General features: G+C 63.4%; 14 protein-coding genes. 5 read left to right on the forward strand and 9 right to left on the reverse strand.

The genetic code is table 11. The features are described 5' to 3' along the window. Positions 1–19: 19 nt before the first annotated feature. Positions 20–490 carry an RNA methyltransferase gene (locus tag JV551A3_RS24125; RefSeq protein ID WP_015271348.1) on the forward strand — a complete coding sequence of 157 codons (471 nt, stop codon included), beginning with the start codon at positions 20–22 and terminating at the stop codon, positions 488–490. A gap of 62 nt (positions 491–552) precedes the next feature. Then, a complete protein-coding gene (locus tag JV551A3_RS24130; RefSeq protein WP_133974698.1) occupies positions 553–894 on the forward strand; it encodes a DUF2892 domain-containing protein in 342 nt (113 codons plus the stop codon). A 239-nt stretch (positions 895–1,133) separates the two neighbouring features. Here JV551A3_RS24130 and JV551A3_RS24135 read toward each other — a convergent pair whose 3' ends face one another. Further along, complete coding sequence (locus JV551A3_RS24135) at positions 1,134–2,342, reverse strand: hypothetical protein (protein WP_133974700.1); 1,209 nt, start codon at positions 2,340–2,342, stop codon at positions 1,134–1,136. A gap of 41 nt (positions 2,343–2,383) precedes the next feature. Further along, positions 2,384–2,833: a YcgN family cysteine cluster protein gene (locus tag JV551A3_RS24140; protein WP_063912977.1), complete on the reverse strand. Its 450-nt coding sequence runs from the start codon at positions 2,831–2,833 to the stop codon at positions 2,384–2,386. Positions 2,834–2,977: 144 nt separating this feature from the next. Here JV551A3_RS24140 and JV551A3_RS24145 point away from each other — a divergent pair, with 144 nt between their 5' ends. Continuing rightward, positions 2,978–3,571 carry a nitroreductase family protein gene (locus JV551A3_RS24145; protein WP_133974702.1) on the forward strand — a complete coding sequence of 198 codons (594 nt, stop codon included), beginning with the start codon at positions 2,978–2,980 and terminating at the stop codon, positions 3,569–3,571. Between the two features lie 188 nt (positions 3,572–3,759). Here JV551A3_RS24145 and JV551A3_RS24150 read toward each other — a convergent pair whose 3' ends face one another. The 5 genes from JV551A3_RS24150 to JV551A3_RS24170 form a co-directional block, all read right to left on the reverse strand. After that, entirely contained in the window at positions 3,760–4,692 is a 933-nt protein-coding gene (locus JV551A3_RS24150; RefSeq protein ID WP_133974704.1) for a D-2-hydroxyacid dehydrogenase, read from the reverse strand. Positions 4,693–4,694: 2 nt separating this feature from the next. Continuing rightward, complete coding sequence (locus JV551A3_RS24155) at positions 4,695–4,988, reverse strand: YcgL domain-containing protein (protein ID WP_133974706.1); 294 nt, start codon at positions 4,986–4,988, stop codon at positions 4,695–4,697. Continuing rightward, the gene (gene rnd / locus JV551A3_RS24160) at positions 4,985–6,118 is read right to left on the reverse strand and encodes a ribonuclease D (protein WP_133974709.1); all 1,134 of its coding nucleotides are present in this window, start codon (positions 6,116–6,118) and stop codon (positions 4,985–4,987) included. Before rnd ends, JV551A3_RS24155 begins: the two co-directional genes overlap by 4 nt. A gap of 257 nt (positions 6,119–6,375) precedes the next feature. Beyond that, entirely contained in the window at positions 6,376–8,013 is a 1,638-nt protein-coding gene (locus JV551A3_RS24165) for a phosphoethanolamine transferase (RefSeq protein WP_133974711.1), read from the reverse strand. Positions 8,014–8,178: 165 nt separating this feature from the next. Beyond that, complete coding sequence (locus tag JV551A3_RS24170; protein WP_112254203.1) at positions 8,179–8,544, reverse strand: 5-carboxymethyl-2-hydroxymuconate Delta-isomerase; 366 nt, start codon at positions 8,542–8,544, stop codon at positions 8,179–8,181. Between the two features lie 114 nt (positions 8,545–8,658). Between JV551A3_RS24170 and JV551A3_RS24175 the strand changes: the two genes are divergently transcribed. Then, a complete protein-coding gene (locus tag JV551A3_RS24175; protein WP_063912984.1) occupies positions 8,659–8,895 on the forward strand; it encodes a YdcH family protein in 237 nt (78 codons plus the stop codon). A 123-nt stretch (positions 8,896–9,018) separates the two neighbouring features. Here JV551A3_RS24175 and JV551A3_RS24180 read toward each other — a convergent pair whose 3' ends face one another. Further along, positions 9,019–10,200 carry a trans-sulfuration enzyme family protein gene (locus JV551A3_RS24180; protein ID WP_133979198.1) on the reverse strand — a complete coding sequence of 394 codons (1,182 nt, stop codon included), beginning with the start codon at positions 10,198–10,200 and terminating at the stop codon, positions 9,019–9,021. Between the two features lie 92 nt (positions 10,201–10,292). Here JV551A3_RS24180 and JV551A3_RS24185 point away from each other — a divergent pair, with 92 nt between their 5' ends. Further along, positions 10,293–10,754, forward strand: coding sequence for an Lrp/AsnC family transcriptional regulator (locus JV551A3_RS24185; RefSeq protein ID WP_039613985.1), 462 nt, complete (start codon positions 10,293–10,295; stop codon positions 10,752–10,754). A gap of 116 nt (positions 10,755–10,870) precedes the next feature. Here the strand turns inward: JV551A3_RS24185 and JV551A3_RS24195 are convergent, their stop codons facing one another. Continuing rightward, entirely contained in the window at positions 10,871–13,201 is a 2,331-nt protein-coding gene (locus tag JV551A3_RS24195) for an FdhF/YdeP family oxidoreductase (RefSeq protein WP_133974715.1), read from the reverse strand. Positions 13,202–13,348: the final 147 nt, after the last annotated feature.

The raw sequence follows: 13,348 nt of genomic DNA on the forward strand, positions 1-13,348 counted from the left end.
TCGCGAAGGGCCCCGGTACGTGGCAAACAAACGATACAGCTGCATCGGCCTGTTCAACCCCAAGTCGGCAGAAAACGTCGGCTCGGTGATGCGCGCCGCGGGTTGCTACGGCGTCAATTCGGTGTTTTACACCGGCAAACGTTACGAGCGTGCCCGTGACTTCGTCACCGACACCAAGCGCGTGCACTACGACATTCCGCTGATCGGTATCGATGACCTGCAGCGCATCATCCCGCTGGGCTGCACGCCGGTAGCCGTGGAATTGGTGGAAGGTGCGCGGCCATTGCCGGAATACACCCACCCCGACCGTGCCATCTACATCTTCGGGCCCGAAGACGGCAGCCTCAGTGCCGATGTGCGGGCGTGGTGCGAAGAGACCATCTATATTCCGACCGAGGGCTGCATGAACCTGGCAGCGACGGTGAACGTGGTGCTGTATGACCGCATGGCCAAGGGGCTGAATACCCGTTCAGGCCCCAGGTTCAAGTAACCGACTGAACGATGACGGCGGCCGACAGGTCACCTGCATACACTTCAGACGGAGGCCTTGCCATGCTCGATATCCATTCCGCGACTGCACCGTCGCAGCACAATGTTCATGGGCTGGAACGGGTCAGCTCGCTGGCCGGGGGAGCACTGATGTTCAGCAAGGGGCTGCGCCATGGCGGCCTGGTCGGCTTGCTGCAGATGGTGGTGGGAGGTTTGGCGGTGGCGCGCGGGGTCAGCGGGCATTGCTCGACCAAGGCCTGGTGGCAGCGCCATCGTCAGGAATACCAGCGGTTGCGTGCGGACATCGAGCGCAGTGCGGCGGAGCTGGAGGCGTTGAAGGCCAGCGCCGACGCGGCAACGCAGGGAGTGACGGTGACCGGGAAGGATCCGTTGGCTGGCAGTTGATTTTTCGCTGCCTGTGCTGGCCCTTTCGCGGGTAAACCCGCTCCCACAGAGACCTCACCGTCTTGAGGGCAGTACATTACCTGTAGGAGCAGCCTTGTGCTGCGAAAGGGCCAGTATGATCAAAGAGGGTCTGTAGCTGTAAGTGCCTCTTCGCAGCACAAGGCTGCTCCTACAGGGCAACAAAAAACCTGTGGGAGCGGGTTCACCCGCGAAGAGGCCGGTACGGGCGAAAGAGATGCTCAGCGCAACGCCTTGCTCTGCAACACCTCGGAGCGCCGCCCCAACACGTTCTCGCTGATCTGCACGAAGTCTTCGGTGCTGACATTGGGCAGGCGCATCAGCCCGCGTGCGACATCGTCCAGTGAGCGTTTGGCCTGGGTGTGGATGCGGATTTCCTTGTCCAGCGCCTGCAACAACATCACTCCCCGCGCCACCTGCGCCGGGGTGGCATGCTCGCCCTTGAGCCGGGTGACCTTGGCGCCCTGCTTGCTCAGGCGCGCCTGCCAGGCCTGGTAACGGTCGTCACTTACCCCGCCCGAGCGGCGCAGCAACTCGCTGGCGTAATAGTCAGTCAAGCTTTCCACCAGCCAGTCATTGCCATCACGCCCATGGATCTGCGCAAACAGTTGCACCACTTCGCGCAGCAACGGGCTGCTGCCATTCTCGCTGACCATCGGTCGCCCACTGTGCAGGTACAACGAGCCCTGCGCGGCCATCGCCCCGCGCCACATGCCATCGCGAGCACCGACCAACAGCAGCTTCGGCGGGTTGCGCGGGAACACCGCCTGCAATTGCGGCCAGACAAAGGTCAGCATGGTCAGGTTGTCCATGCGCCGCATACCCTGCCCCACCGGTGCTGCCACGGTGACCTCGGTTTCGCCCAGGCGGGCGCGGCGGCTGCCCAGGTCGCCGGCAAGCATCCAGCCGGTGGGGCGGTCGAACAGGCGCGAAACGTTGTCGATGCGGAACTTGTCCTTGCCGATGCGTGGCCAGGAGGTTTCGATGCTCTTCCAGCCTTCAGGCAGGTCAAACGCCAGCCGCGCCACCAGCTCGGTGCCATCCTGCTGGTCGAGGCGTGCAGGCGGCACCAGCTGGTCGCCGAGGAACAGCGCCCAATGCGGAGTGATGCGCGACGAATAGGCGCCGCTGGCGCGTTTCTGGTCCAGTTGCACGCGGTAGCTGAGGCTGGTCTTGCCGGCCGCCGGTCGCCACACGCCACGCTGGCCCTGCAATTGCCATTGGCCATCTGCCTGGAAGCCGCTGTAGGCCCCGGCCTTGCCCAGGTCGAAGTCCAGGCTGCGCACGGCACTGCCCTCGGCCAAGGTGAGGCGGACTTCCGCCTGGCCACTGGTTGGCAACAGCCGCACCTGGTAGTCGAGGTCGACCTTTTTCGCCCAGGCCGGCGAACTGGCCATCAGGCCCAACAGCAACAACAGCTGGCAACGCATACAGAAACTCCTTGTTTCCCCATGGCAGCGGGCCGCGCCGGTCAGCTGGCCCGGAAGATCAGGTGGTCTTCCCAGTCGTCTTCGTGCACATCGTGTTCACTGAGCATGCGCCCCGACTGGGAAATGCGCTGTTCATGGACCTGCTGGCGATCACCGCAGACCAGGTGGTGCCAGGCCGGCAGGTCCTTGCCCTCGCTGACCAGGCGGTAGCCGCAGGTACTCGGCAGCCACTTGAACTGGTCGGCCTTGCCCGGGGTGAGCTGGATGCAGTCTGGTACCTGGGCGAAGCGGTTGGGGTAATCGCTGCACTGGCAGGTATCCAGATCCAGCAGCTTGCAGGCGATGCGCGTGTAGTAGACGCTGTTGTCGTCCTCGTCCTCGAGCTTTTGCAGGCAGCACAGGCCGCAGCCGTCACACAGCGACTCCCACTCTTGCGGGCTGAGTTGCTCGAGGGTCTTGCGCCGCCAGAACGGCGCGTTTTCAGCGATCATCACACGGGTTTCCTGCATTCATCTTGGGGCCACGGCGCGCGGCGGCGCCAGTCTAGAGCCTGGCCTTCGGCAAAGCCAGACCGCTTGTCAGTCGCGACGCGACGCAGTAGCGTGCGCGTTTCCCGTCCTTTTGCAGGAGCCGCCATGAGCGCCAACCCCCGCATTGCCGATTACGCCATCAACGAGCAGTTCATCAACCGCTGGTCGCCACGTGCCTTCACTGCCGAGCCGATCAGCGAAGAAACCTTGCTGAGCTTCCTCGAAGCGGCTCGCTGGGCGCCGTCGGCGAACAACTCGCAACCTTGGCGCTTCCTCTATGCCCGCCGTGACACGCCGAACTGGGAGCGTTACCTGAACCTGCTGGTGCGGGCCAACCGCAGCTGGGCGCAACAGGCTTCGGCGCTGGTGCTGGTGATTTCCAAGACCACCTACGCCGCCCCGGGCGCCACGGAAGAAAAACCGGCGCTGTGGCACACCTTCGACACCGGTTCCGCCTGGGGTCACCTGGCCCTGCAGGCCAGCATCAGCGGCTGGCATACCCATGGCATGGCCGGTTTCGACCAGGAACTGGCGCGGCAGGAGTTGAAGGTTCCTGAAGGCTACGTGCTGCATGCCATGGTGGCAATCGGCAAGCTGGGTGACAAGGCCAGCCTGAACGAAGCCCTGCAGGCGCGTGAAGTGCCGAGCCCGCGCAAGCCGCTGAGCGAGCTGGCTGCCGAGGGTGATTTCAGCCTGTAAGCCTTGCATTGGCTGTACCGGCCTCTTCGCGGGTAAACCCGCTCCCACAGGGATCTCCACTGCCCCGTGGGGCCTGTGTTGATCCTGTGCCAGCACAGCCAACACCAGCCTCCCACAGGACCTGTGGGTAGCGGAGATCCTGTGGGAGCGGGTTTACCCGCGAAGAGGCCGGTACAGGCACTACAAAATCAATAGCCCCGGGCGAAGTCCACTTCCCCACGCAACCCCTGCCCCGCCACATACGCCCGCACATTTTCGACAAACAACCGCACCATCGCCGCCGGCGAGGTGGGCGCCGAGCTGTGTCCGGTCAGCAGCAAGCCCCACGCCGTCCAGAACGGGTGTTGCCTGGGCAACGGCTCCTGTCGGCAGACATCGATCACCGCCCCTGCCAGGTGCCCTTCCTTCAGCGCCTCGACCAGGTCAGCGTCGACCACCGCCGCCCCACGCCCGGCATTGATGAACAGCGCCGTGGGCTGGAAGCACTTGAACAGTGCCGCGTCATACAGGTCGTGGGTAGCCGGGGTATCCGGCAGCAGGTTGAGCACATAGTCGACCTGGCCAACCATGCGCGGCAGGTCGGCCAGCGCCGCTACCTCGACGAAGGGCGCCTGCTCGCGGGCGCTGCTGGCAACGCCATACAGCACCACGCCAAACGCCTGCAGGAACTCGGCCACCCGCTGGCCAATGTCGCCAGTGCCGACGATCAGCACCTTGCGCCCTTCCAAGGTACGCCCCGGGCGGTCATCCCAGCGCCGCTCGACCTGGCTGACCAGGCGCGATAGCACCTCGCGCTCATGGCCGAGCATGTAGGTGAGCATGTACTCGGCCATCACCTGGCCAAAGATGCCCACGGCACGGGTCAGGCGATAGTCACGTGGCAGGCCCTCGGCCAGCAGCGGGGTGATACCAGCCCAGGTGGACTGCATCCAGCCCGGCTTGTGGCCCTGGCGCAGCAGGCTTGCCAGCAGGTCCGGCTGGCCCAGCCACACTGGGCACCGTGCCGCCTGGCGGGCCAGTTCGGCGGAGTCGCCGCTGGTCAGGACTTCCAGCTCAGGCGCGGCTGCGCGCAAGATCTCGGCGTATCGAGCATGATCATGCTCAGCAATCAGTACTCGCATGATCAGGCAGGGTCGTTACGGCGCAGCAACTCTTCGGGCAGGTGCTCGATGTAGTCGTCTTCCGGCGGCGGCATCTGCAGGTGGTAACCCTGGTTGTCGAGGTTTTCCAGCACCTTGGCGATGTCCTCGCGGGCCAGCTTGCGCTCGGGGGTCAGCACCAGGTCGAAGGCGTGCTTGGGGGTGCCGAAGAACGGCAGCAGGCCTTCGGGCACACGGTCCAGGCCGTCGGCCTTGAGCACGTACAGGTACATCTCGTTCTTGCGGGGGCTCTTGTAGATAGAGCAAATGCGTTTCATCGGGTCTCTCCGGCGCCTGCCAGGCTGTCCAGCAGGGCCTGGCCCATGCGCTCACGGCGCCAGCCGCGCAGCGAATCGGGCAATTGATAGGGGCCATTGGGGTAGCCGCTCTTGAGCAGCGCTTCCAGGGCTTTCTTGCGCAGCATCAGTTCAGGGGCAATGCCCAGGCGCTCACCTTCGGCCTGGCCGATGGCACGCAGCTGCTTGAGGATGCCTGCGGCCTCGATCGGCAAAGGCTCGGGCAAGGCCTGTGGCCATTGTTCGGCTGGCAGGCTGGCGGCACGCTTGATCAGCTGGATGAGGAACTCACCGTCCTGACGAATGGTGCGCGGATGCATCTCGTCGATCTTGGCCAGCGCCGACAGGTTGCTCGGCTGGCTCTTGGCCATGGGCCACAGCGAGTGCTCCTTGAGGATGCGGTTGCGCGGCACGTCGCGGTTGCGCGCTTCACGCTCGCGCCAGGCGCACAGCTCGCGCAGCACTGCCAGTTGCTGGGGTGCCAGCTTCCAGGCCAGCTTGACGTCGCGGTACAGGTTTTCGGGTTCGACTTCGCGGCGCAATGCAGCCACCAGCTCGGCGCCGTCCTCCAGCACCCAGGCGTACTTGTCGTCATTCAGGCGCGGGCGCAACACGGTGAACAGCTCGGCCAGGTGTACGGCATCCTCGGCGGCATAGCTGACCTGGGTTTCCGAGAGCGGCCGCTGCAGCCAGTCAGAGCGGGTTTCGCCCTTGGGCAGGTCGATACCCAGCACTTCCTGCACCAGGCGCGAATAGCCCATGGAGAAGCCCAGGTTCAGGTAGCCAGCGGCCAGCTGGGTGTCGAACAGCGGCTGTGGCAGCTTGCCAGTCAGGCGCAGCAGCACCTCGAGGTCTTCGCTGCAGGCGTGCAGCACCTTGACCACGCCGCTGTCATCCAGCAGGTCGGCCAAGGGTTGCCAGTTACCGATCAGCAACGGGTCGATCAGGAAGGCACGCAGGCCATCGCCGATCTGGATCAGCCCGGCTTTCGGGTAGAAGGTGTCGACCCGCATGAATTCGGTGTCGACGGCGACAAAGGGCAGCTGGTGCCAGTCGCGGCAGTGTTCGGCCAGGCTCTGGTCGTCACGGATCCAGTGTATTTCGATGGCCACGAGGCTCTCCCACTAACATTGGCGCGCAGTATATACGGCGCGGGCACTGCTGGTGAAACCCGGGCCATCCTTGATATCGATAAGCGGTGCTGTTGTGTATGTTCAGGCCGCAGCAACTCTCGTGCGCGTAATCCCTGTGGGAGCGGGCATGCCCGCGAACACGGGCAAAGCCCGTGCCATGCACCGCGTCGCCTGCTTCGCGGGCATGCCCGCTCCCACAAAGACCGCGCATGCCCAAGTATGGAAGGCGCTTCGCCTCAGCGCTTGGCCGCCAGCCAAGGCCGGCAGCTGGCGAACATGTCCAGCGACTGCTGGTAGACCTCGGTGCGCACCTGCAACAAGCCGAGCATCGAGTGGAACAGGTTGTCCTGCGACAGCGGCGCATCGCTGAGCTTGGCCAGGCAGTCGGTATCGACGCCGAAGTCCTCCTTGTAGCTGTCGGAGAACCAGGTCAGCAACGGCACGTGCTTCTGCTGCTCGGGGGCGATGGCGTAAGGCGTGCCATGCAGGAACAGGTTGTACTCACCCAGCGACTCGCCATGGTCGGACAGGTAGATCATCGCCGTGTCGACCTTGTCCTGCTTGCTGCGCAGGGTGTCGATCAGCGAGGCCAGTACCTTGTCGGTATAGGCCAGGGTGTTGTCGTAGCCGTTGATGATTTCCTGCTCGCTGCACTGGTCCAGCGCGTTGCTCTGGCACACCGGGGCAAAGCGCTGATCGGCGCCGGGGTAGCGCTTGAAGTATTCCGGCCCGTGGCTGCCCATCTGGTGCAGTACCAGCACGGTGTCCTTGTCGAGGTTGTCGATCAGCTCAGCCAGGCCCTGCAGCAGGATCTGGTCATGGCACTCGCCATCAGCGCACAACTGCGGGTCCTTGAGGTTGCTGACATCGATGAATTGCACGCGGTCGCAGGTGCCCTTGCAGCCCGACTGGTTGTCGCGCCACTGCACCGCCAGGCCGGCACGCTGGAGGATGTCCAGCAACCCTTCGCGGTTCTTCGCCACGCGGGCATCGTAGTCCTTGCGCGTCATGCCAGAGAACATGCACGGCACCGAGACAGCGGTTTCCGTGCCGCAGGAGTGCACATCGGAGAACGCCAGCAGGCCCTGTTCCCTGGCAAGGTTCGGTGTGGTATCGCGGTTGTAGCCAAGCACGCCGAAGTGGTCTGCCCGCGCACTTTCCCCCACCACCAGCACGGTCAGCGACTTGCGTTCATGCTTTTGCCAGGCGGCATCACGCTTGGCATCTTCGCCATAATGTTGGAAGGGGTGCGATGCGGTGCCGACACGCTCGCTGACATAACCGATGGAGGCACCCACGATATTGCTGGGGGTGAGCATCAGGCGCAGTTCGTGGTGGTTGCGAAACAGCGATGACAGGCCCTGGTAGTTGACCAGTGCCACCGAACCCAGGGCCACCACGCAGGCACCGCCAACCACCAACTTGCCAAGCAGTTCACGGTGCCAGGCGCGATAGGCGACAGGCGCCTTCCACAACAGTACCGAAGGCACTACACCCAACCCCAGGATATACAAGGCGAACTTCAGCGAGAGTAAGTCGCGCACTTCCGCCACATTGGTTTCTGCCATATTGCGGAACATGCCCGCATCAATAAGTACACCGTATTGATTCATGAAGTAAGCCACGCCCGCGCCGCTCATGAACAACACGATAAGTACCGGTTTCAATACATAACGGAAGGCAACCAGTGTAAGGATCAGGTTGAACGCGAACAGCATCAGCACGGCAAACGCCAGGCTCAGCCAAAGCCCAGGCAAACCGGGCGGCACGACCTGTTCAAGATGCTGCCAGAGGAAGACATTGAAGCCGATCAGCAGGTAAAGGCTGGCCAGCAGCGTGACCCATTCAGTCCGCAGGGATTTGAAGTTGAGCATCGGTGTTCGCAATCAAGAGTGATTATCAGCCCGAGGGCCTGCGCGGCACCTGGGAAACTTGGCTGAACTCTAGAAAGCGTGCCATCAATATTTCGTGAAAAAGACGCCAACAAATTCGTGAGCCGACGCCTTTTCTACATTAAAAGAAGTTCATCCAGCGCTTGTTCAGCCGCGCAGCCGAGCCTTGGCGTAGGGCTCGCGGTCGATGTCCAGCACTTCCACGCACAGCTGGATGTCCAGCCCGGGTTGCTCGGGGATGGCCTCTCGCAGCACATCCAGCAGGCTGGCGGACAGTTGCGTCTTCACCTCGGGCGAGCGCCCGCTGAGGATGGCAAGGCGCACGTGGGCAAAGGCACGCTCGCCGGGCGCGGTGCCCACCCGATAGTGCTTGAAGGCTTCGGCGCGGCTTTTGATATCGGCCTCGTCGGCGAACTGGCCGCTGCCGACCAGGGCGTGGTTCAGACGCAGCAGCAGGACGTCGACATTGAGCTCGCCCAGGTTGTCGCTGTATTCCAGATTCACGTGAGGCATGGCGCAGGTTCCGGGTAAGGGGAGATGCGACAGCCTACCCCAGTCCCCTACCTGCGCAAAGACGGCTATCCTCAATGGTCAGAACCATCCGCCAACCCTGACAGAGGTGAAGAAATGCCAGTTCCGCATGATCTGCTCGCTGACCTGCACGTTACCGCTGATGCATTCCAGGCGCTCATCGACAAGGACCAGACGCTGCACTCACTGCACAAGGAATACAACGCAAAGGACAAAGAGGTGGTAGCCGCCGAAGGCAACGGCACCAACGACGAAGCCGTCAACCGCCTGCGCAAGGAGCGGTTGCTGATCAAGGACAAGATCGAACGGATCATTCATCCGCCCAAATCCTGACAGGAATTCATTGAACTCGATGGCCTCTTCGCGGGCTTGCCCGCTCCCACAGGATCAACCCTGCCCTCAAGACCGGCGCAGTACCTGTGGGAGCGGGCAAGCCCGCGAAGAGGCCGGTTGCCCTTACACGGCAGCCGCAGCCCTCAACGCCCCATTCAGGTCTTCGATCAGGTCGCGATAATCCTCGATCCCCACCGACAACCGCAGCAGGTTCTCGCTGATCCCCATCACACCTTTCTGCTCCGGGCTCAGCGAGCAATGCGACATGCTCCAGGAGTGGTTGATCATGCTTTCCACCCCGCCCAGCGAGTCGGCCAGCACAAAGATCTGCAGCGCTTCCACCAGGCGGTTGAGCGCGGCCCGGTCGCCCTTGACCTTCATCGCCACCACCGCCCCGCCACTGCGCATCTGCCGTTTGCACAGTTCATGCTGTGGGTGGCTTTCCAGCCCCGGGTAGTACACCTGCTCGACCTGCGCGTGGCTTTCGAGGAAGCGCGCTACCTGCAAGGCATTGGCACACTGGCGCTCCATGCGCACATCCAGGGTCTTCAGGCCGCGCAGGGCCAGGTAGCAGTCGAACGGCCCCTGCACCGCGCCAATCGCCATGCTGATGCGGCGCAGGCGCGCCAACAGCGAATCATTGGCAGCTACCACCACGCCTCCGGTGAGGTCGGAGTGACCACCGATGTACTTGCTGGCCGAATGCATTACCAGATCCACGCCCAAGGTGATCGGGCGCTGGTTCCACGGCGAGCAGAAGGTGTTGTCGATGCAGGTAAGGATGCCCCGCGCCTTGGCCAGGTCGCACACCGCCTTGATGTCGACCAGGTGCAGCAACGGGTTGGTCGGCGATTCGATCCAGATCAGCTGGGTTTCCGGCTTGATGGCGGCGGCTACCGCCTCGAGGTCGTTGAGGTCGACGTAGGTGGTGGTCAGGCCCGATGTGCGGCTGCGGTAGTCTTCCATGATGCGGAAGGTGCCGCCGTACACGCCATTCATCACCACCACGTGGGCGTCCTTGGGCAGCAGCTCCAGCACGGTGGCGGTAGCGTTCACACCCGAGGCGCAGGCGACGGCGCCAACGCCCTCTTCCAGGGCGGCGACACAGGTTTCGTAGGCATGCCGGGTGGGGTTGCCGACGCGGCTGTAGGAGTATTCCGGCTTGTCGTCCAGGCTGCGCTTGGTGAACGAGCTGGCGGTAACGATCGCCGGGAAAATAGCATTATCGGCAACGCTGAACTGCTCACCAGCGTGAATGGTACGGGTGGCGAAATTGCGCGGCTTGTCGGACATGGTCAGGCCCATTGGCAGAGTGAAAGTTGCCACTATCGCACAACCCAAATCTTCTGGCCTTGGGGTAATCTGTGAAATATTTTTCGCCACGGCCCACGCGCTATATGGACAGCTTCGACCAGCACATTCTCACCCTGCTTCAGCGCGATGCCTCGATCTCGCTCAAGGACCTGGCCGAGGCCGTTAACCTGTCTACTACACCGTGCTGGAAACGGGTCAAGCGCCTGGAGGAAGACGGCTACATTGTCGGCCGTGTTGCGCTACTCGACCCGGAACGGCTGGGGTTGGGGCTGACGGTATTCGTCCAGCTCAAGACCCAGCGCCACGACAGCGCCTGGCTGGAGCAGTTTGCCGCGACCGTGACAGGGTTCGAGGAAGTGATGGAGTTCTACCGCATGTCGGGGGACTGGGATTACATGCTGCGGGTGGTGGTGGGGGATATTGCGGCGTATGACCGGTTTTACAAAAAGCTGATCACCAGTACCGACGGGCTGTCGAACATCACATCCAGTTTTGCCATGGAGCAGATGAAATACACCACGGCTTACCCGGTGCATCGTTCCTGATCGGTACTGGATTCTTCGCGGGCTTGCCCGCTCCCACAAGGATCACCTTGGCCTCAGGCCTGTGAGGTCCCTGTGGGAGCGGGTTTACCCGCGAAGAGGCCGGTACAGGCAGCCCATCATTCCGAAGCAAGCACCGCCGCAATCCGGTTCCCCGCCTTGGCTTTCTCCACCTTGATCGCCACAAACTTCGAGGTCGGCGTATAGGTCCCCTCGCCATAGCTTTCCAGCGGCACCAGCGGGTTGGTCTCCGGGTAATAGGCTGCCGCCTGCCCCTCGGGTACGTCATACGCCACCAGGCGGAAGCCCGACACCCGTCGCTCCATGCCATCCTCCCACAGCGACACCAGGTCCACATGCTCGCCCGGCTCGAAGCCCATACGGCGAATGTCCACCTCGTTGACGAACACCACTTCACGCAGGCCGAACACCCCGCGATAACGGTCATCCAGGCCATACAGGGTGGTGTTGTACTGGTCGTGCGAGCGCAGGGTCTGCAAGATCAGGTCGGGCTTGTCACCGCGCGCCAGCACCTTGGCATTCACCAGTTGCTCCGGCAACTGATGCGGGCTGAAGCGCGCCTTGCCTGTGGCCGTGCGCCAGGTACGGTCGGCGGCGTTGTTGCCCAGGTGGAAGCCGCCCGGGTGCTGCAGGCGCTCGTTGAAATCGGTAAAGCCGGGGATCACATCGGCGATCATGCTGCGGATGCGGCCATAGTCGGCAACAGCGTATTCCCAGTCGATCGGCTGCTTGCCCAAGGTCGCCTGGGCCATGCCGGCGATGATCCACGGCTCCGAGCGCAGGTGCGGCGAGCGCGGGCGCAGCTGGCCGTGGGAAATATGCACCATGCTGAAGGTGTCCTCCACGGTCACGCCTTGCGGCCCGCTGGCCTGCATGTCGATTTCGGTACGGCCCAGGCACGGCAGGATCAATGCATCGCGGCCGGTGACCAGGTGCGAGCGGTTGAGCTTGGTGGAAATCTGCACGGTCAGCGCGCAATTGCGCATGGCCGCATGGGTGCGCGGCGTATCCGGCGTGGCCTGGGCAAAGTTGCCACCCAGGCCGATGAACACCTTGGCCCGCCCCTCTTCCATGGCCTTGATCGCCAGCACCGCGTTGTGCCCATGGGCACGCGGCACGCGAAACCGGAAGCGTTTTTCGATCGCATCGAGCAGTGCCGGCCCGGGCTTCTCGTCGATGCCCATGGTGCGGTCGCCCTGCACGTTGCTGTGGCCACGCACCGGTGACAGGCCGGCGCCGGGCTTACCGACGTTACCGCGCAAAAGCTGCAGGTTGACGATTTCCTGAACGGTCGGCACCGAGTGGCGGTGCTGGGTGACGCCCATGGCCCAGCACATGATTACCCGTTCAGCCTTGCGGTACATGCGCGCGGCCAGTTCGATCTCGGCCTGGGTCAGGCCCGATTGCTCGACGATGTGCGGCCAGGGTGTGGCATCCACGGCTTCCAGGTACGCGTCGATGCCACTGGTATGCTCGGCGATGAAGGCATGGTCGAACACCGGCGGTTCGCCGTTGGCCTGGGCTTCGCGCTCCCACTGCAGCAGGTACTTGGCAATGCCGCGCATCACTGCCATGTCGCCGCCCAGGGCCGGGCGGAAGTAGGCCGTGTTGGTTGGTTCAGAGCCATTGCTGAGCATCTCAAACGGGTGCTGCGGGTGCTGGAAGCGCTCCAGACCGCGCTCTTTGAGCGGGTTGAAGCAGACCACCTGAGCGCCCCGCTTCACCGCCTCACGCAACGGTTCGAGCATGCGCGGATGGTTGGTGCCGGGGTTCTGGCCGATGACGAAGATGGCGTCGGCCAGCTCCAGGTCGTGGAACACCACGGTGCCCTTGCCCACGCCGAGGGTTTCCGACATGCCCACGCCGCTGGCTTCATGGCACATGTTCGAGCAGTCGGGGAAGTTGTTGGTGCCGTAGGCGCGAACGAACAGCTGGTAGAGGAACGCCGCCTCGTTGCTGGCCCGGCCCGAGGTGTAGAACTCGGCCTGGTCGGGCGATTCGAGTGCGCGCAGGTGTTGGGCAATCAGCACAAAGGCTTCTTCCCAGCTGGTTTCTACATAGTGGTCGGTGGCCGCGTCGTAGCGCATCGGGTGGGTCAGGCGGCCCTGGTATTCCAGCCAGTAGTCGGTCTGCTCGGCCAGCGCACTGACGCTGTACCTGGCGAAGAACGCCGGGTCCACCGAACGGCCGGTGGCCTCCCAGTTGACCGCCTTGGCGCCGTTTTCGCAGAACTTGACCATGTCGTTTTCCGGCGACTCGCCCCAGGCGCAGCCGGGGCAGTCGAAGCCGCCGTTCTGGTTGGTCTTGAGCATGGCCCGCAGGTTCTTGAAGGCATTGTCGCTGCCCAGCCAGCTCTTGGTCACGCTCTTGAGCGCCCCCCAGCCGGCGGCGGCGCCCTTGTAGTCCCTGATGTGTTGGTCCTGGCTCATGCGATGAATCCTCACGCTTCGATGCTTTTTTCCAGCCTATGGAGCGTGGGGTAGAGCCGTCCAATCGAAAGATCTTACGGCGTGATAAGCGGTTTCGATCATGGGCTGAAACCGCGGCGTGGCCTTCGCGGGTGAACCCGCTCCCAC

The organism is Pseudomonas inefficax, from assembly GCF_900277125.1.
GTDB lineage: Bacteria > Pseudomonadota > Gammaproteobacteria > Pseudomonadales > Pseudomonadaceae > Aquipseudomonas > Aquipseudomonas inefficax.